This window comes from Gudongella ferriphila (assembly GCF_046224405.1).
GTDB lineage: Bacteria > Bacillota > Clostridia > Tissierellales > Tissierellaceae > Gudongella.
Map to the genome: position 1 here is coordinate 14,782 of NZ_JBJXRK010000013.1, position 17,535 is coordinate 32,316.

Annotated in this window: 13 protein-coding genes and 2 other annotated features; all 13 genes read left to right on the plus strand. The window is 44.0% G+C overall.

Annotated elements, in window-relative coordinates; all coding sequences use genetic code 11:
- Positions 1 to 15: 15 nt before the first annotated feature.
- The 13 genes from ftsZ (at position 16) to leuS (ending at position 17,479) form a co-directional block, all read left to right on the plus strand.
- Positions 16 to 1,122 carry a cell division protein FtsZ gene (gene ftsZ, locus ACKVDP_RS08405; protein WP_409228370.1) on the plus strand — a complete coding sequence of 369 codons (1,107 nt, stop codon included), beginning with the start codon at positions 16 to 18 and terminating at the stop codon, positions 1,120 to 1,122.
- Positions 1,123 to 1,177: 55 nt separating this feature from the next.
- A complete protein-coding gene (nrdR, locus tag ACKVDP_RS08410; protein WP_409228371.1) occupies positions 1,178 to 1,636 on the plus strand; it encodes a transcriptional regulator NrdR in 459 nt (152 codons plus the stop codon).
- Between the two features lie 13 nt (positions 1,637 to 1,649).
- Positions 1,650 to 3,056, plus strand: a complete 1,407-nt coding sequence (locus tag ACKVDP_RS08415) for a sigma-54 interaction domain-containing protein (RefSeq protein WP_409228372.1) — start codon at positions 1,650 to 1,652, stop codon at positions 3,054 to 3,056.
- Positions 3,057 to 3,248: 192 nt separating this feature from the next.
- A complete protein-coding gene (gene ord / locus ACKVDP_RS08420; RefSeq protein ID WP_409228373.1) occupies positions 3,249 to 4,298 on the plus strand; it encodes a 2,4-diaminopentanoate dehydrogenase in 1,050 nt (349 codons plus the stop codon).
- Positions 4,299 to 4,409: 111 nt separating this feature from the next.
- Positions 4,410 to 4,721, plus strand: a complete 312-nt coding sequence (gene ortA / locus ACKVDP_RS08425) for a 2-amino-4-oxopentanoate thiolase subunit OrtA (RefSeq protein ID WP_409228374.1) — start codon at positions 4,410 to 4,412, stop codon at positions 4,719 to 4,721.
- Complete coding sequence (gene ortB, locus ACKVDP_RS08430; RefSeq protein ID WP_409228375.1) at positions 4,714 to 6,147, plus strand: 2-amino-4-oxopentanoate thiolase subunit OrtB; 1,434 nt, start codon at positions 4,714 to 4,716, stop codon at positions 6,145 to 6,147. Before ortA ends, ortB begins: the two co-directional genes overlap by 8 nt.
- Positions 6,147 to 6,512, plus strand: a complete 366-nt coding sequence (locus ACKVDP_RS08435; protein ID WP_409228376.1) for an ornithine aminomutase subunit alpha — start codon at positions 6,147 to 6,149, stop codon at positions 6,510 to 6,512. The genes ortB and ACKVDP_RS08435 overlap by 1 nt, the downstream gene beginning before the upstream one ends.
- Positions 6,512 to 8,728 (plus strand): D-ornithine 4,5-aminomutase subunit OraE, encoded by a 2,217-nt coding sequence (gene oraE, locus ACKVDP_RS08440; RefSeq protein ID WP_409228377.1) that lies wholly within the window; start codon positions 6,512 to 6,514, stop codon positions 8,726 to 8,728. The genes ACKVDP_RS08435 and oraE overlap by 1 nt, the downstream gene beginning before the upstream one ends.
- Complete coding sequence (locus ACKVDP_RS08445; RefSeq protein WP_409228378.1) at positions 8,706 to 10,082, plus strand: GlmL-related ornithine degradation protein; 1,377 nt, start codon at positions 8,706 to 8,708, stop codon at positions 10,080 to 10,082. The genes oraE and ACKVDP_RS08445 overlap by 23 nt, the downstream gene beginning before the upstream one ends.
- A 15-nt stretch (positions 10,083 to 10,097) precedes the next feature.
- Positions 10,098 to 11,159, plus strand: a complete 1,062-nt coding sequence (gene orr / locus ACKVDP_RS08450) for an ornithine racemase Orr (RefSeq protein WP_409228379.1) — start codon at positions 10,098 to 10,100, stop codon at positions 11,157 to 11,159.
- A gap of 95 nt (positions 11,160 to 11,254) precedes the next feature.
- On the plus strand, positions 11,255 to 12,568 hold the full coding sequence (locus ACKVDP_RS08455) for a replication-associated recombination protein A (protein ID WP_409228380.1): 1,314 nt from the start codon (positions 11,255 to 11,257) through the stop codon (positions 12,566 to 12,568).
- Between the two features lie 555 nt (positions 12,569 to 13,123).
- Positions 13,124 to 13,340, plus strand: a binding site (T-box leader).
- 51 nt (positions 13,341 to 13,391) lie between these two features.
- Positions 13,392 to 14,780, plus strand: a complete 1,389-nt coding sequence (gene asnS, locus ACKVDP_RS08460; RefSeq protein ID WP_409228381.1) for an asparagine--tRNA ligase — start codon at positions 13,392 to 13,394, stop codon at positions 14,778 to 14,780.
- 48 nt (positions 14,781 to 14,828) lie between these two features.
- Positions 14,829 to 15,024 (plus strand) — a binding site (T-box leader).
- Positions 15,025 to 15,067: 43 nt separating this feature from the next.
- Positions 15,068 to 17,479 (plus strand): leucine--tRNA ligase, encoded by a 2,412-nt coding sequence (gene leuS, locus ACKVDP_RS08465; RefSeq protein WP_409228382.1) that lies wholly within the window; start codon positions 15,068 to 15,070, stop codon positions 17,477 to 17,479.
- The last annotated feature ends 56 nt before the right edge of the window (positions 17,480 to 17,535 follow it).

Consider the following 17,535-nt stretch of genomic DNA (forward strand, 5'->3'; position numbering starts at 1 on the left):
ATAGGAGGAATGGGAATGTTTGATTTTGACATTGATGTTGACCAATTTGCAAGAATTAAGGTTTTTGGAGTAGGAGGAGGAGGTAATAATGCTGTAAATCGCATGATCGAATGCGGAGTGAGGGGTATTGAATTTATAGCCCTTAATACTGATAAACAGGCATTGTACTCATCCAGGGCAGAACAGAAGGTCCAACTGGGAGAAAAGATTACAAAAGGACTTGGAGCAGGAGCTAATCCAGAGATTGGAACCAAGGCAGCAGAAGAAAACAGAAATGAAATTCTTGAAACACTTAAAGGTGCTGACATGGTCTTCATCACTGCCGGCATGGGTGGAGGAACTGGAACAGGAGCAGCTCCCGTTGTGGCGGAAATCGCCAAGGAGCTGGGAATTCTTACTGTTGGAGTTGTTACAAAGCCATTTACCTTTGAAGGTAAGAAGAGACTTCTCCACGCAGAGCAGGGGATTCAGGAATTGAAGGAGAGAGTTGACACTCTTGTAACAATACCCAATGATAGACTGCTTCAGATTGCTGACAAGAAGACTACAATGGCAGATGCTTTCATGATGGCTGATGAAGTGTTGAAGCAAGGCATACAGGGTATATCCGACCTTATAAGTGTACCTAATCTTATTAACCTTGACTTTGCGGATGTCAAGACAATCATGTTTGACAAGGGCATTGCACATATGGGGATAGGCAAGGCTTCCGGAGACAACAGAGCAACAGAGGCTGCAAAGCAAGCTATTACAAGTCCTTTGCTTGAAACATCAATTGAAGGTGCCAGATCAGTTCTCCTTAATATCACAGGAGGAAATGACCTAGGAATATTTGAAGTAAATGAAGCGGCAGATATCATAAGACAGTCAGTAGATCCAGATGCAAACATAATATTCGGAGCAGGAATAGATGAAAGCATGTCAGACGAGATTCAGATCACTGTTATTGCAACAGGCTTTGAAGAGGGTCCTGTAAAGAACAAATCCACAATAAATCAAAAGGCAGGCCTGTTTGGAGCAAGAAAGGCAGAGGAACCTGTTGTGGCAAAGGAAGAAAAGGAAGTAAACATGGAGGATTTGGACATTCCAATATTCCTAAGAAGAAGAGACAGAAACAAATAGACCAGAGGACGTATCCAGTAAAGGGATACGTCTTTTAGTAGGGAGGATGATAACCGTGAAGTGTCCATATTGTGAATATCAGGAATCTAAGGTAGTGGACTCAAGACCTACAGATGAAGGGCAGGCAATAAGACGCAGAAGGGAATGCATTAGTTGTGGAAAAAGATTTACCACATATGAGAAAATCGAAGAGCTACCCATCGTTGTTGTGAAAAAAGACGGAAACAGGCAGGTCTATGATAGAAACAAGCTTATGAACGGAATTATAAAGGCCTGCGAGAAACGACCTGTTTCAATGAGTTCAATTGAGCAGATTGTGGATGACATTGAAAAGACCATCTTTAATTCCCTCGAGAATGAAATCACCTCAACACAAATTGGTGAACTTGTAATGAATAAGCTTAAGGACCTTGACGAGGTTGCCTATGTAAGGTTTGCGTCTGTGTACAGACAATTCAAGGATGTCAATTCCTTCATGGACGAACTTAAAAAAATTCTTGGTGAGAATAAATAGGGGCTGTTTACTAATGAATAAAAACAAAATTAATGACCTGTTGGTGCAAAACATTTTGCGGTATGGAAATGTTGGAGTCCACGTAATTGACAAGGACAGAAAAACCATCATATACAATGAGGCAATGGCAGAGTTGGAAGGGCTTGAGATATACCAGGTTTTGGACAAGGATATTCTGGATATTTTCCCCAGCTTAAATGAAAACACCTCAACTCTTATAAAGGTGATACATTCAGGGGAGCCGATTCTCAATTCCACCCAGACCTATTTCAACTATAGGGGTCATTCAATCACCACAATAAGTTCAACCATACCCTTGTACAATGGTAATGTCATTGTAGGAGCAATGGAAATTGCCCAGGATGTAACCAACCTGAGAAAGTTGTCCGATCAGCTGCTGGAGCTTCAGCAGGAGCTGAAGGAAAGCAAGCGGGACTCCAGGAAAACTCCACAAATAAAAAAGTATAACTTTGGTAATATTATCGGCAACAACAAGTCTCTGGTAATGGCCAAGGAGGTTGGGGAAAGGGCAAGTGAAACCCCTTCTAGCGTTCTGATCCATGGAGAAACAGGAACCGGGAAGGAGATGTTCGCCCAATCCATACATAACCATGGTATAAGGCGAAACAACACCTTCATAGCCCAGAATTGTGCCGCTATTCCCGATTCTCTTCTGGAGGGGATCCTGTTTGGAACAGAAAAGGGAGGCTTTACAGGAGCAATTGAGAGGGAGGGTATTTTTGAACAGGCAAATGGTGGGACACTTCTATTGGATGAGGTAAATTCCATGAGCCTTCCCTTGCAGGCGAAGCTCCTTAGAGTCCTTCAGGAGGGATATATAAGGAGAATCGGAGGTTTAAGGGACATCCCAATTGATGTCAGGATTATAGCAACCACAAATGATGACCCAAGGTCAGCCATAGAAATCGGCTCAATAAGAAGAGATCTTTATTACAGACTTAGCGTAATCAACATTCACATACCTCCTCTGAGGGAAAGGCTGGACGATCTGCAGCTTCTTACAGATTATTTCGTCAAAAAGTATAACAAGCTTTTGAACAAATCAATTGAGAAGGTATCCGACCAGGTAATGATTGATTTCATGAACTACGATTGGCCAGGAAATATCCGAGAGCTGGAGAATTTCATTGAAGGTGCCATGAATATGGTGTCTTCAAGGGACAAGGTTCTGAATAGGGAAAACTTCATAACATCAAATTTCATTCCTCGGACATCAGAGCTTGGGAACAATCTAATCAGTGGATTGTCTGAAAAGTCACTTCCACAATTACTTGAGGGAATAGAGGAAAAGCTGATAGTTGAAATGATGGGCAGATACAGCAACAATATAACAAAGACTGCAAAGCATCTTGGTATCAATAGACAGACATTGCAGCACAAGTTAAAGAAATACAAATAACCGCAATATTATTTGCACCTAATGCAAATAATATTGCGGTTTTATTGTTAAAAATTATATAATTACCGGAGAATTATGAGAAAACAACTGATAAACGTGTAAATTACTAGTGCGGAAATTTTGGCACGAGACTTGCAATAATATATAGACAGAACAAGAGTAAGCTTTATCAAATACTAACGGAGGTGTATTATGAGAAAAGAGAATGTAAAGGTAATTATTTGGGGACTTGGTGCAATGGGAAGCGGTATGGCAGATATGTTGCTGAAGAAGGAAGGCGTTGAAATTGTAGGCGCAGTTGGTAGAGGAAACAAGCTTGGCAAGAGCATGTATGATTATATTGCGACTGAAAGAGGCGACAGACCTGATGTTATTATAGGCACACCTGAAGATGTTATAACCGAGGGATGTGCAGACGTTGTACTTACTGCTACAGATTCTTTTACAAAGATTGCTTTTGATAGACTGAAGTTTATACTGGAAAAGAAAATAAATGTTGTTTCATCAGCTGAAGAGATGGCTTATCCACTTGCACAATCACCAGAGGAAGCTAAAAAGCTGGATGAGATTGCAAAGGCTAATGGAGTTTCAATCATAGGGACTGGTATCAACCCTGGACTTATCATGGACCTGCTTGTTGTTCTTATGACAGGCTGCTGCGAAAGTGTTGACTCCATAACTGCAAGAAGGGTCAACAGCCTTTCACCATTTGGACCGGCTGTAATGGAGGAGCAGGGAATTGGAATCACCAAGGAAGAATTTGAAGAGGGAGTAAGGACAGGACACCTTTCAGGACACGTTGGATTCCCTGAATCAATAAGAATGATTGCTGATGCATTAGGTTGGGAAGTTGAAAAGATAGAGCAGTCAATGGAGCCAATCATGACAGATGTTGACAGAAAGTCACCTTATGGGTTTGCAAAGGCTGGAAACGTTGCAGGTTGTGCAATGAAAGGCTTTGGATACGTTGATGGAGAAATGAAGATAGAAATGGATCACCCTCAGCAGATAGAGCCAGAGATGGTAGGGGTACAAACTGGAGATTATGTAATAATCAAGGGTAATCCAAACATTAATCTTGTGAACTCACCTGAGGTTCCAGGAGGAATCGGAACCATAGCTATGTGTGTAAATATGATTCCACATATTATCAATGCAAGACCAGGATTAAAGACTATGATTGACCTGCCAGTACCAAGAGCAATCATGGGCGACATGAGAAAGATGATTGAAGTAGAGTAAATAAGTATAGCATTTAACAACAATATTAAGGAAATGTAATATAGAAGAGATGAGTAGATAATTTTATCTACTCATTCTTCCATGAAGAAAGTAGAAAAAGGAGGAAGAGCAATGGATGCAATAAAAGGCGACTGGGTAAGGATCCATAAGATTGTCCTGAATGTAGGAGAAAGAGCTCCAAACATTCCAGAGGACACTCAAAGCGTACCCTTGGAAATGTGGGATAAGGGATTTCTATTGAACAATGAGGCAAAAATTGGAGACGACGTTGAAATCGAAACCTATATCGGAAGAAGGGTCTCAGGAAAGCTGCTTGAAGTTAATCCATTCTGGGATCATGACTACGGCAAGGCTGTCCCTGAGCTGCTTTATATAGGAAGACAGGCTAGAGAGCTATTGGAGGAAGGTGAAATTAATGACTAAGGATAGAAGCTTCAGTGCTGTTATGGCAAGAAAGCCTGAAATTATGAAGTCTTCAGTGGGCATTGACTACGACCTGTTCGAGTCAGGCAGAATTTCATTTGATTATGAGAGAATGATGAAGGAAACAGGCTACAGCCTGCAGGAGATTGAAGAGATTCAAAAGGAAACAACTGTTGGCAATACTCCCCTTTATGAGTTGAGAAACATCACAAGGCTGGCAAGAAGATATTCGGCTCCAGGCAAGGGAGCAAGAATTTTCCTAAAAGATGAAGCAAGCAATCCTTCAGGAAGCTTCAAGGCCAGAAGGGCAGCTACAGCGGTTTATCATGCGCAAAAATTGGGGTATAAAGGTGTTATAGCGGCTACATCAGGAAACTATGGAGCAGCCGTTGCATCACAGGCCGCCATGAGGGGCCTTAAATGTATAATCGTACAGGAATGCTATGACTCAAAGGGTGTTGGACAGCCTGAAATAATTGAGAAGGCGAGAGCTTGTGAGGCATATGGTGCTGAGGTTGTTCAGCTTTCTGTTGGTCCTGAGCTTTTCTATTCATTCCTGCTTCTTCTAGAGGACACTGGATTCTTCAACGCATCCCTTTACACGCCTTTCGGAATAGCTGGAGTTGAGACTCTTGGCTACGAACTTTCCATGGAGTTTAGAGAGAAGGAAGGAAGAGATCCAGATGCGGTAATGGTGACAAATGCAGGTGGTGGGAATCTGACAGGAACTGCAAGAGGACTTGTTAAGGCAGGTGCGCTGGATACAAAGGTTATTGGTGCAAGCGTAAGCCTTGCAGGACTTCACATGGCCAGTGACACCCAATTCAACAAGAAATCCTTCACAACAGGCCATACAGGCTTTGGGATTCCCTTTGCAACCTGGCCGGACAGGTCCGACGTTCCTAGATCGGCAGCAAGACCTCTTAGGTACATGGATAGATATGTAACCGTAAATCAGGGCTCGGTATTCTATATGACAGAGCTTCTGGCCCAGGTTGAGGGCCTTGAGAGAGGACCTGCAGGAAACACGGCACTTGCCGCAGCATTTGTTGTGGCACAGGAAATGGATGAGGACCAGATTATTGTGGTACAGGAAACTGAGTATACAGGAGCTGGAAAACACATTAATCCTCAGTTGACCTTTGCCAAGGAAAACGGGATTAAGATTCTGAAGGGAGATCCTTCCCAGGAGATTCCTGGTGAGAATATAATTCTTCCAGAAAATCCTGGAATGCTGTGTATAGAAGAACTGGACATTGAAAAGACCAAAAAGTCCTATATAAGAAATTGCATCAAGAACACAGGAGTTGAATCTGTAAACAGGGAAGACCTTGATTTCCTTGTGGCTGATACAAAATCAAACGAAGATTTCGTAAGGGAAGCACTGGAGGAATTGGGAGTAAAAGTTGAAACGGAGGAAATATAATGAAGAGAGCAGATGATTTTCAGGAGAGAAGAAAACACCTGGCAGATCTTTCGGAAGAACAGCTTGAAGCCAAGTTCTGGGAACTGGCTGAAAAGCTTGTTGACCCAATAGTTGATCTGGGATACAAAAATACCAGTCCTTCAATTGAGAGAAGTGTTCTTTTAAGAATGGGCTTCTCGAGTGTTGAGGCAAAAAGTATTGTTGACAATGCAATTGACAGGGGCTTGATAGGCAAGGGAGCAGGACAAATCGTATACAAGCTTGCCGACAAAAAGGGAATCAGCATAAGGGAAGCAGGTCTTCTTCTGGTTGAAGGAGATTCATGGGATGAAGTAAAGCCCTTATTTGAAGGAGGTGCCAAGTAATGGAGCTTAAACCAAATGAGAAACTGAACATCAAGGAATTGTTGAAGGATATAGAGAACTACAGGCCAAAGAGAAGAGGATGGCACTGGAGAGAGGGAGTCGGCGAAAAGAGGCAGATTGGTAAGTTCGAATACTATGACACTTCAGAGAACCTGAAGCAAAGCCAGCCACTTCCTGCATCCAAGTACTTTGAGAATATCGATCCACAGCCACAGCCTGTCATCACAACTGAGATAGCTTCCGGTAGATTTGAGGATGACATCAGAAGAATGAGAATGGCTGCTTGGCATGGTGCTGACCACCTGATGGTAATAAGAACAGCAGGACAGTCACACTTTGAAAGTCTAATCGAAGGAACACCTCAGGGAGTCGGAGGAATACCAATAAGCCGTAAGCAGGTTAGGGCTCAGAGAAAGGCTCTTGACCTGATAGAGGAAGAGGTAGGAAGACCAATAAACTACCATTCATACGTATCTGGGGTTGCAGGTCCTGAAATAGCTGTTATGTTCGCTGAGGAAGGTGTAAACGGAGCCCACCAGGATCCACAGTACAACGTTCTTTACAGAAACATTAACATGATCAGGTCATTTGTTGACGCAGCTGAGGCAAAAAAGGTAATGACATGGGCTGACATAGCACAGATTGACGGAGCCCACAATGCAAATGCAACTGCAAGGGAAGCCTGGAAGGTAATGCCTGAATTGATGGTGCAGCATGCCATAAACTCCATCTTCTCCGTAAAGGTAGGAATGAAGAAGGGTAACATTTGCCTTTCAACAGTACCGCCAACTGCACCACCTGCACCAAGTATGAGGCTTGACCTGCCATATGCAGTGGCTTTGAGGGACCTCTTCAAGGAATACAGAATGAGAGCTCAGCAGAACACAAAATACATGGAGTCATCAGCAAGGGAAGCCACCGTTACCCATGTATTGAACCTTTTGATTTCTCAGCTTACATCGGCTGACATTCAATCAACAATTACACCTGACGAAGGCAGAAATGTGCCTTGGCACATTTACAACATCGAGGCTACAGATACAGCAAAGCAGGTATTCAACGGTCTTGATGGACTGATGTCAATGGTCCAGCTAAAGAGGAACGACAGCGAGCTTGGAGACATGGTAAGGGAGCTTAAGGAAAGAGCTATCCTGTTCATGGAGGAAATGCTTGAAATCGGAGGATACTTCAAGGCAGTCCAGGAGGGCTTCTTCGTCGATTCAGGATATTATCCGGAAAGAAACGGAGACGGCATTGTAAGAAAGATCGACGGTGGTGTTGGAGAAGGTACAGTCTATGAAAGGGATCAGGACTACATGGCTCCTGTTACTGCTCACTTTGGATACAACAATGTGGCGCAGTACGGAGAGGAGTATGTTGAGAACCCATCCAAGCTTATCGGTGGCTCAACACTTGAGGATCCTGACAAGATAATCTTCATTGACGAGCTTGATGAGTCCGACAATGTAAATGTAAGACTTGAGGAAGTGAAGGATCTTATCGGAACAACAAAGCTGAAGCCGGAGATGGAGTGGCTTGGAGACGGAATCATCCTTCTGACAATGTTTCTTCCAACAGATGTTAGGACAGCGGAGTTTGCTGCACTTGAAATTGCAAAGAAAATGAATCTTCACGACTGTGAGGTAATCCATAAGGAAATCATGCAGGAAGCAGAGGGTACGAGAATAGAGCTTAAGGGTAAGGTTGATTTCTCAATTGACACCAGCGAGCTGGTAATTCCTCCGAAACCTGAAGAGATGTCAGATGACCAGATCAGGGAAGATATTGAAGAGAAGCCTATGAGGGTTGTTGCTGCAACTGTAGGTGAGGACGAACACTCTGTGGGAATCCGTGAGATAATTGACATCAAGCACGGTGGTATCGAGAAATACGGCATCGAATGCCATATTCTCGGAACGTCAGTATCAGTTGAGAAGCTTGTAGATGCAGCGATTGAGATCAATGCAGATGCAATATTGACCTCAACAATCATCTCACACGACGATATACACTACAAGAACATGAAGAAGCTTCACCAATATGCCATTGAAAGAGGCGTAAGGGACAAGATGATATTTATTGCAGGAGGAACTCAGGTATCAAATGAGATGGCTGTAGCAAATGGAATGGACGCAGGATTTGGCCGTGGAACAAAAGGTTCACATGTAGCCACCTTCCTAGTGAAGAAGAGACGTGAAATGGCCAATGAAGATTAATCTTCTGGTAGCTGAAATAGGTAGCACAACAACAGTTGTAAATGCATTTAACCAGATTGAAACAGATCCGGTTTTCCTTGGACAGGGACAGGGGGCAACCTCTGTCCTTCAAGGGGATGTCACAATCGGTCTCCACGAGGCCATAGATGACCTTTGCAAAAACCTGAAGGTTGACAAGGTGGAGTATGACGAGCTTATAGCCACAAGCTCCGCCGCAGGTGGACTTAGAATGACTGTACATGGCCTGGTCTATGACATGACTGTCAGAGCCGCTAAGGAGGCAGCCCTTGGAGCTGGAGCGAATATCAAGTATATAACCGCAGGAAGGCTGAGAAAGTCAGATCTCAGGAAAATCAAGGAAACCAATCCGAACATTATCCTCATTGCAGGTGGTGTTGACTACGGGGAAAGGGACACCGCCCTGGACAATGCGGAGCTCATAGCTGAACTGAACCTGGGGATTCCAGTCATATATGCAGGAAACGTTGAGAACCATGAAGATATAAGGGATATTTTCCAAGGTACGGATAATGAACTGTATATAGTTGAAAATGTCTACCCCAAAATAGACGAGCTGAATATTGAGCCAACCAGGAAGGTCATTCAGTCTGTCTTTGAAAAACACATAATCCATGCTCCGGGAATGGAGAAGATCAGGGACATGGTCACAGGAAACATTATGCCAACCCCTGGTGCTGTCATGGAGGCATCTCAGGTTCTCTATGAAGAGATTGGAGACCTGATGACAATAGATGTGGGTGGAGCCACTACGGATGTTCATTCAGTTACAGAGGACAGTGAGGAAATTTCAAGAATCATCCTGAGTCCGGAACCCATGGCAAAAAGGACAGTGGAGGGAGACCTTGGAGTTTTTGTAAATATGAGGAACATCGTCGAAATGGTTGGAGAGAAAAAACTTATGGAAGAGCTGGACCTTGACGAGCCTGCACTGGATAACCTTATCCAGCACCATAAGCCTATACCCAAATCAGACCTTGAGAAAAGGTTTGTTGAGGTTCTTACAGAGCATGCAACACTTACTGCCGTAAAGAGACACAGTGGAAGACTGAAGCATATCTATGGACCAAGCGGCAAGAAGACAATCGCTGAAGGAAAGGACCTTACAGGGGTGAGATATATTGTTGGAACCGGTGGTGCATTGACTAGGCTTCCGGGGAGAACTGAGATAATAAAAAAGATTCCCCTATCAAACAACGGAACTGATCTCTTGCCCAACAAAGAGGCCGAAATACTGGTGGATAACCACTATATAATGGCATCACTGGGAGTTATGTCCAAGAAGTACCCTGAAATAGCTCTTGACCTTATGATGAAGAGCTTTGGATTGAGATAGAACAGGAGGAATGCTATGGCATATCCAAGAATTACAATAGATACCGAGAAACTTAGAAGCAATGTAAGAACAGTAATGGAGTTGGTTGCTCCATTCCATATAACAATTGCGGGAGTTACAAAGGGCTTTTCTGCAAATCCTGAAATTGCAAAGGCCTATGTGGACGGAGGAGTGACCTACCTTGCAGATTCGAGACTGCAGAATCTCAAGAAGCTCAAGGATCTCCAAATACCTAAGCTTATGCTGAGACTTCCCATGATTTCCGAGGCAGAGGAGCTTGTTAAATATGCGGACATTTCCTTGAATTCAGAGGTTGAAACCGTGAAGGCCCTCAATGCCGCTGCCCAAAAGAACAACAAGGTTCATGATGTAATACTCATGGTTGACCTGGGAGACCTGAGGGAAGGATACTTCCATGAGGAAGATCTTATGGAGGCTGTGAAGGAGATACTGGACCTTAAATGGATTAAAATAAAGGGACTGGGTGTCAATCTTACCTGCTATGGTGGAGTCATTCCAAATGAGAGGATCCTTCAGAAGCTTGTGGATATGGTCACAAGAGTTGAAGATAAGTTTAAAATAAAGCTGGAGATAGTCTCAGGGGGAAATTCAAGCACGGTTCATCTTCTTGACGGTAGAATCCCTAAGGGAATCAACCATCTGAGAATGGGAGAGGCTCTATTGATGGGAACAGAGGCAGCATATGGGAATAGAATTCCTGGCACTGACGATTCAGTTTTCACACTTGAGGCTCAGGTCATTGAGGTTAAGGAAAAACCTTCAGTGCCAACTGAAGAAATAGGACGGGATGCCTTCGGGAAGGTCCCTACATTTGTGGACAGAGGTGTAAGGAAGAGGATACTCTGTGCGGTGGGTAAGCAGGACATGGATATTGATACGCTGAGCCCCATTGATCCTGGCTTGATAATCCTTGGCGGTAGCTCCGATCACTTGATACTTGATGGTTCAGATGCCCAGAAGGATTACAAGGTTGGGGACATAGTGTCCTTTAAAATGCATTATGTGAGCATGCTTAGAATAATGACAAGCGAATATGTGGAAAAGAGAATAATTTAGGGGCCCTTGTGGCTCCTTTTCCATTTATGCAGAATGAGGGCATGTTGTGATATAATAATTGTATGTATCAGAAAAAATGAAAATAGGTGATCTAATTGGATTTGTTTACTATGTCGATGGAGGACAAACTAAAAAAGGAAGCCCCTCTTGCTGATCGATTGAGACCGGAAAGTATTGAGGAATTCGTGGGTCAGGAGCATATCCTTGGAGAGGGTAAATTTTTAAATAGAGCAATAAAGGCTGACAGGATCAACTCCATGATCTTCTACGGGCCTCCGGGAACCGGCAAGACCACACTTGCCATGATAATTGCGAACCAGACAAAAATGAGATTTGAGAAGCTCTCTGCAGTTACAGCGGGGGTTAAGGATATAAGGGAGGTCGTTGCAAGGGCAGAGGAAAACCTAAAGCTTAGAGGAAAAAAGACCATCCTGTTTGTTGACGAGATACATAGGTTCAACAAGTCCCAGCAAGATGCCCTTCTGCCATTTGTGGAAAGGGGAATAATCATCCTCATAGGAGCCACAACGGAAAATCCATATTTTGAAGTTAACAAGGCTCTTCTTTCAAGAGCCATGGTTCTCCTGCTTCATCCCTTGGAGAGAAGGAATCTGGAGCAGCTGCTTGACAGGGCGCTGAAAGATAAGGAAAAAGGTTTGGGAGATTATAAGGTGAAGCTTGCTGATGATGCAAGGGATTACCTTCTTTCCATTGCCCAGGGGGATGGGAGGATCCTTCTCAATTCAATTGAGATAGGGGTTCTGTCGACCGAACCTGGAGAGGATGGAACAAGAGTTATTGACCTTGAGGGTATCAAGGAATCCATTCAGGTAAAGACGGCCAAGTACGACAAAGGAGGGGATGAGCACTATGATACAATCTCAGCCTTTATTAAGAGTATGAGAGGCTCTGACCCTGATGCAACCCTGTACTACCTGGCCAAGATGATCAATGCGGGAGAGGATCCAATATTTATAGCAAGAAGGATCATAATTGCAGCTTCGGAGGATGTGGGCAACGCAGATCCCCAGGCCCTTCAGATTGCCACTGCAGCCCTTCAGGCTGTCCATGCAATAGGAATGCCGGAAGGAAGGATAATACTGTCTCAGGCAGCCCTGTACGTGGCCACAGCACCAAAGAGCAACCGGGCCTACCTTGGAATTGACAAGGCACTGTCGGATATAAGAAACAATGAAATAGGAGCTGTTCCACTTCATCTTAAGGATGCCCACTACGGTGGGGCGAAGGCTTTGGGTCATGGAAAGACCTATCTCTATCCACACGACTACCCTGGAGGGCATGTTGAGCAGGCCTACCTTCCAGAGGGAATGGAGGACAAGGTATATTACGAGCCCACTGACCATGGATATGAGAAGAGGATCAAGGATGGGATGAAGAAGAAAAGATAATTCGCAATTCTCAGTTCACAGATCACAATTAGAAGACTTAAGATTTAAAGATTTAACCAGGACAGGGTAATTAATGCTATTGTCATCTCGACCTTGTGGAGAGATCTGGCTTCCATAGCCCTCAGGTGTTTGCACGCAGTTCTTACCCTCTCAATGAAATATCTAGAAATCGTAGATTTCTGATATTTCTATTGCCGGGCACGTGGTTCTTCAAGTCCGATTAAAATCATCAGCTCGTTTTCACCGCTGATTCCTATGCCGCTTCGCTTGGAGGAATCAAAGCACTCCGAAATCCTCGCTGGATTTTAAAGTCGTTCTTTCATATGAACAGCTTTGCAAAGCACCTTTCGGGCTAATGATATCTGTCATCCTGAGGTTTGCCGAAGGATCTTGGACCCATGAGATCGACCCAAGCGTCATCTCGAGCCTGTCGAGAGATCTCGTACCCCCGAACCTGCCCTATATAATTGTTCGTTGTTCATTGTACGATATTCATTGAAAATACAGGTATTTTCTTGACAAACACTGGTCTTCAATTTATAATAATCTAAAAGAATCCCGACTTTGAAGGGGAGAGTAGGCACAGGAAGTAGTTCAAGGGAGCCGGTAACAGTGAGACGCCGGTACGAAGCCTCTGCTGAAGAACACCCACGAGTCTCCAACCGAAAGGATTGAATCCCGGTAGGCCTGGACGGCAGCACACCGTTAACAGTGTCAAAGAGGCTCACAGCAAACAGGGTGGTACCGCGGAAGATAACCTTTCGTCCTTATTATAAGGATGGAGGGTTTTTGTTTTTTCTAATACTAACAGGGAGGTAATGAGATGAAGTTATCAGTAAAGGATATTTTCAGGAATTCAGAGGATTACATGGGCAAGAAAGTAAGACTTGAGGGCTGGATAAGAACATCCAGATCATCAAAGGCTTTTGGGTTTATCGAACTGAATGATGGTTCATTCTTTAAGAATATCCAGATTGTTTATGACGATACCTTAACAAATTTCAAGGAAGTTGAAAAGCTGGCAATATATTCTGCCATAGTAGTGGAGGGTACACTGGTTCAGACTCCAGGAGCCAAGCAGCCATTTGAAATCAAGGCGGAGGGAATCGCTCTTGAGGGTGAGTCAACTAGCGATTATCCAATACAGAAGAAAAGACACACCCTTGAGTACCTAAGAACTATCGCACACCTTAGACCTAGGACAAACATCTATAGTGCAGTTTTCAGGGTAAGGTCAATCCTGGCTTACGCCATCCACAAGTTTTTCCAGGAGAGAGGCTTTATCTATGCACATCCTCCAATCATAACAGGCTCTGATGCAGAGGGGGCTGGAGAGATGTTCAGGGTCACCACATTGGACTTTGACAATACTCCAAGGAAAGAGGACGGCAGTGTGGACTTTTCAAAGGATTTCTTTGGAAAGGGAACCCACCTTACTGTAAGCGGTCAGCTTGAGGCGGAGGTATTTGCTTTGGCCTTCAAGAACACCTACACATTTGGACCCACTTTTAGGGCAGAGAACTCAAACACTCCAAGACATGCGGCTGAATTCTGGATGATAGAGCCAGAGATTGCGTTTGCAGAGCTTAAGGACAACATGGAGCTTGCTGAGGACATGTTCAAGTATATGATCCAGTATGTTCTGGACAACGCACCAGAGGAGATGGAGTTCTTTGACAACTTTGTTAGCAAGGGAATAATTGAAAGGCTGACCAAGATAGTTCAATCGGACTTTGGTGTTATCACTTACACTGAAGCAATTGAAAAGCTGCTTCAGTCAGGAGAGGAGTTCCAATATCCAGTTGAATGGGGAATGGACCTTCAGACTGAACACGAGAGATATATAACTGAAAAGATATTCAACAAGCCTGTTTTCGTAATTGACTATCCAAAGGAAATCAAAGCCTTCTATATGAGGGTCAATGAAGATAACAAGACCGTTGCAGCAATGGACCTTCTGGTACCTGGAGTAGGGGAGATTATCGGCGGGAGCCAAAGGGAGGAACGTCTTGAGGTGCTTGAGCAGAAGATAAGGGACATCGGAATGGATCCAGAGGACTACTGGTGGTACCTTGAGTTGAGGAAATACGGAGGGACAAAGCATGCAGGCTATGGATTGGGCTTTGAACGTGCGGTTATGTATATCACTGGAATGTCAAATATCAGAGACGTGATCCCATTCCCAAGAACAGTGAACTCAGCCGAATTCTAAATAAGTGTTGCTAAGAATACCTGCATTTGCTATAATCAAAGCTAAATCAGACAAACATTGAAGAGAACAAGTAGGGTGTGAATTGATTTCAGAGAGCTGCTGGAGGGTGAAAAGCAGTATATGAAGCACTTGAACTCATCTCGGAGTTTCCAGGGTGTAAGTCCTGGACGGCTGTCACCGTTAAGGGACATAAAGTGGATTAATCAATAAGAGTGGTACCGCGGAATAACCTTTCGTCTCTATGGAGATGAAAGGTTTTATTTTTTGAAATTTAAGGAGGTCATTCAATGAGAGAGTACAATCCAAAGGATATTGAGAAGAAGTGGCAGGATATCTGGGATCAGGAGCAGGTATACAAGGCTACAAACGACAGTGAGAATCCAAAATTCTTCGCCCTGGTGGAATTCCCGTATCCATCTGCAAACGGTCTTCACGTAGGTCATCCCAGACCCTACACGGCGCTTGATATAGTAGCGAGAAAAAGGAGATACCAGGGGTACAATGTTCTATTTCCAATGGGCTGGGATGCATTTGGACTGCCCACAGAGAACTTTGCAATAAAGAACAAGATTCATCCGAGAATTGTAACCGAAAAGAACATAGAAAGATTCAAGAGCCAGCTTAAGTCAATAGGCTTTTCCTTTGACTGGTCCAGAGAGGTAAACACAACAGACCCGGACTACTACAAATGGACCCAATGGATATTCTTAAAGCTGTTTGAAAAGGGACTTGCCTACAAGCAGGAATTCCCAATAAACTTCTGTACATCCTGCAAGGTGGGACTGGCCAACGAGGAGGTTGTTGGAGGGGTTTGCGAGCGTTGCGGCAGTGAGGTTGTCAGAAAGGTCAAGAACCAATGGATGCTCAAAATTACAGAGTATGCTGAAAGGCTTATCAATGACCTTGACCTTGTGGACTACATTGAAAGGGTGAAGATTCAGCAGACAAACTGGATCGGGAAATCAGTTGGAGCTGAGTTGGACTTTGTCATATCCGGGGGAGAGGACAAGCTAAGGGTGTTTACAACAAGACCTGACACCCTCTTTGGAGCCACCTATATGGTTATTGCAGCAGAGCACCCGCTGATTGAAAAGTATGCAGACAGAATAGAGAACATCGACCAGGTAAGGGCTTATGCTGAAGAGGTTCTTAACAAAAGCGATTTTGAAAGGACAGAGCTTTCAAAGGTTAAGACAGGGGTTGAGCTAAAGGGTCTTTCTGCAATAAATCCAGCAACCGGAAAGGAAATTCCTCTTTGGGTATCTGATTACGTGCTGATGACCTATGGTACCGGAGCAATAATGGCTGTTCCTGGTCATGACCAAAGGGACTGGGAGTTTGCAAGGAAATTTGACCTACCGATAGTTGAGGTAATCAAGGGCGGAGATATTGAAAAGGAAGCCTACACTGACACTGATTCAGGTATCCTTGTGAATTCCGGATTCATAGATGGGATGGAAGTGAAGGAAGCAATCCAGAAGATGATAGAGTGGGTGGATGAACAGGGCCTAGGAGAGAAGAAGGTTAACTACAAGCTTAGGGACTGGGTCTTCTCCAGACAGAGATACTGGGGAGAGCCCATACCTTTGGTCTATTGTGATGACTGTGGCTGGGTGCCAATCCCTGAGGAAGACCTGCCACTTCTGCTTCCCGAGGTTGACAACTATGAGCCTACAGAGACGGGAGAATCACCACTGGCAAATATCCACGACTGGGTGCACACCACTTGTCCAAAGTGTGGCAAGGATGCCCACAGGGAGACTGATACAATGCCACAGTGGGCTGGATCATCATGGTACTTCCTAAGATATACAGATCCACACAACAGTGAAAGCTTTGCTTCAGAGGAGGCTCTTGACTACTGGATGCCTGTTGATTGGTATAACGGAGGAATGGAGCACACCACCCTTCACCTGCTGTACTCAAGATTCTGGCATAAGTTCCTATATGATATAGGGGTTGTCCCAGGACCGGAGCCATATTCAAAAAGGACATCACATGGAATGATTCTTGGGGACAACAATGAAAAAATGTCAAAATCCAGGGGAAATGTAGTAAATCCTGATGATATAGTTAACGATTACGGCGCCGATACACTGAGAACCTATGAGATGTTCATAGGAGACTTTGAGAAGAGTGTTCCCTGGTCTGAAAACGGAGTAAAGGGCTGTAGAAGATTCCTTGATAGGGTATGGAGACTTCAGGACATAATTCAGGATGGTGAAGAGTATACAACAGAGCTTGAATCCTCAATCCACAAAACCATAAAAAAGGTAAGCGAGGATTTTGAGACCCTGAAGTTCAACACTGGCATAGCGGCCTTGATGTCGCTTCTGAATGAATTCAACGACCATGGCTCAATTACCAGGAAGGACTTTGAAACCTATCTGGTGCTTCTGAATCCTGTTGCTCCCCACATAACAGAGGAGCTTTGGGAAAATGTGGGCCTTAAGGGAAGATTGTTCGAGACGACATGGCCTGTATATGATCAGGACAAGACCATTGACAAGGTAATAGAACTTCCTGTACAGGTCAATGGCAAGGTTAGGGGTACAATCACTGTTGCCCTGGACGAGCCTAAGGAAAACCTTAAGGAAAAGGTTGATCAGGTTCCAGCAATCACAAAATTCCTGGAGGGTAAGACAATGGTCAAGGAAATCTACGTCCCAGGAAAGATATACAATATTGTTGTAAAATAGAAGAAATTATGCAATAATGATTCTGTTGATTTTTAACAGAATCATTATTTTTTTTG

What these genes read in the sequence shown, in the direction of transcription:
- ftsZ (WP_409228370.1), top strand. Translation starts at nt 16, where the DNA reads ATGTTTGATTTTGACATTGATGTTGACCAATTTGCAAGAATTAAGGTT.
- ACKVDP_RS08415 (WP_409228372.1), top strand. Translation starts at nt 1,650, where the DNA reads ATGAATAAAAACAAAATTAATGACCTGTTGGTGCAAAACATTTTGCGG.
- ord (WP_409228373.1), top strand. Translation starts at nt 3,249, where the DNA reads ATGAGAAAAGAGAATGTAAAGGTAATTATTTGGGGACTTGGTGCAATG.
- ortA (WP_409228374.1), top strand. Translation starts at nt 4,410, where the DNA reads ATGGATGCAATAAAAGGCGACTGGGTAAGGATCCATAAGATTGTCCTG.
- ortB (WP_409228375.1), top strand. Translation starts at nt 4,714, where the DNA reads ATGACTAAGGATAGAAGCTTCAGTGCTGTTATGGCAAGAAAGCCTGAA.
- ACKVDP_RS08435 (WP_409228376.1), top strand. Translation starts at nt 6,147, where the DNA reads ATGAAGAGAGCAGATGATTTTCAGGAGAGAAGAAAACACCTGGCAGAT.
- oraE (WP_409228377.1), top strand. Translation starts at nt 6,512, where the DNA reads ATGGAGCTTAAACCAAATGAGAAACTGAACATCAAGGAATTGTTGAAG.
- orr (WP_409228379.1), top strand. Translation starts at nt 10,098, where the DNA reads ATGGCATATCCAAGAATTACAATAGATACCGAGAAACTTAGAAGCAAT.
- asnS (WP_409228381.1), top strand. Translation starts at nt 13,392, where the DNA reads ATGAAGTTATCAGTAAAGGATATTTTCAGGAATTCAGAGGATTACATG.
- leuS (WP_409228382.1), top strand. Translation starts at nt 15,068, where the DNA reads ATGAGAGAGTACAATCCAAAGGATATTGAGAAGAAGTGGCAGGATATC.